This is a genomic window from Streptomyces sp. WAC06614 (assembly GCF_003949795.1).
In the GTDB taxonomy this organism is placed as follows: domain Bacteria; phylum Actinomycetota; class Actinomycetes; order Streptomycetales; family Streptomycetaceae; genus Streptomyces.
This window is the reverse complement of sequence record NZ_RPRY01000670.1, coordinates 1-1,346: the sequence shown is the minus strand read 5'-3', so window position 1 is coordinate 1,346 and position 1,346 is coordinate 1. Positions and strand designations below refer to the sequence as shown.

At 75.5% G+C, this 1,346-nt stretch carries 1 protein-coding gene and 1 pseudogene; both read left to right on the top strand.

Features of this window, described 5'->3' with window-relative positions:
- Nucleotides 1–627: pseudogene (locus tag EF918_RS37555) on the top strand (hypothetical protein); the annotation flags it as partial.
- Nucleotides 627–1,202, top strand: coding sequence for a dihydrofolate reductase family protein (locus EF918_RS35780; protein ID WP_125652984.1), 576 nt, complete (start codon nt 627–629; stop codon nt 1,200–1,202). The pseudogene EF918_RS37555 and the gene EF918_RS35780, both read left to right, overlap by 1 nt.
- The last annotated feature ends 144 nt before the right edge of the window (nt 1,203–1,346 follow it).

Here is a 1,346-nt window from a genome sequence, read left to right as displayed (position 1 = left end):
GACCCGGCCGTCACCACCGCCGCGGCCGTCGCCGCCATGCCGTGGCGGTTCGCCACCCTCCCGGCCCGGCTGGCCCGCCCCGGCCCCGACCGGGACCGGGCCCTGGCGCGGCTGCGCGCGGCCCGCGTCGACTTCGCCCTGACCCCCGACGGCAGCTCGCACCGGCCCCTGCTGCTGCCGGTGGCGGCAGCCGGTGCGCCGCAGGGCCCGGCCGGCCCGGCCTTCCGCCACCGGGGCGTGCGCTTCCTGCTCCAGGACACCACCCGCCGCACCCTCGACGGCGGCGGCCTCGCCCGCATCCGCGCCCTGCGCGCCGCGTTCGCGGCCACCGTCGCGGACCCGGCCGCCCACGCGCTGGTCGTCGTACAGGAACGGACGGGCCGGGACCGGGTGGAGGGCAAGGAGGCGGAGCTGGTGCTGCGGGAGCTGGCGGAGTTCCGCCGCACCACCGGCACACCTGCAGCCCTCCTCACCCTCGACGCGCCCCGCTTCACGGCGTCCCGGACGGAGGGCATCCTGACGACGACGACCTCCGGCACCACCCCCGGCCTCTTCGGCGCCGCCCCGACCACCACTCCCGCGCACCCCTGGCTGGCGATCCACCCCGTTCCCGAGGAGGACTTCTGATGCGCAGCGTGACCTATTCGATGGGTGTCTCGCTCGACGGCTACATCGTCGGGCCGGACGGCACCTTCGACTGGACGGAGCCCGAGGACGAGGTCTTCCGCTTCTGGATCGACGAGATCCGCGGCGTCGACGTCCACCTGATGGGGCGACGGTTGTACGAGACGATGCTGTACTGGGAGACCGCCGACCAGGATCCGTCGCTCGACGACGCGACGCGCGAGTGGATCGCGCTGTGGAACCCGCTCCCCAAGGTGGTGTTCTCCACCACCCTGTCGACGGTGCAGGGCAACGCCCGGCTGGCCGCCGGCGGGCTGGCGGAGGAGATCGAGCGGCTACGGGCCGAACCGGGGGAGGGCGAGATCGCGATCGGTGGCGCGACCCTCGCGGCCGAGGCCGCCGCGCTGGACCTGATCGACGAGTACCGGGCCATGGTCCACCCGGTGCTGGTCGGCGGGGGCACCCCGTTCTTTCCCCGGGACGCGCGCCGGGTGGACCTCGAACTCGTCGAGACCCGCACGGTCGGCTCCCGGGTCGTCTACCTCCGCCACCGCGTCACCCGCCCGGGCTCATCCTGAGGCGCGCGCGCCGCCCGTGCGGACCGGCCCGCCAGGGTCAGGCGCACCTCCTTCAACTCCGCTCCCGGAACGCGCAGTCGGTACGCGCCTGCGGCGTGCTCGTGGCGCCGGGAGGAGGCGTCGGGCAGGGGGTCGGTGGGGGAG

Coding starts and splice junctions, on each gene's coding strand:
- EF918_RS35780 (WP_125652984.1), top strand. CDS start 627: ATGCGCAGCGTGACCTATTCGATGGGTGTCTCGCTCGACGGCTACATC.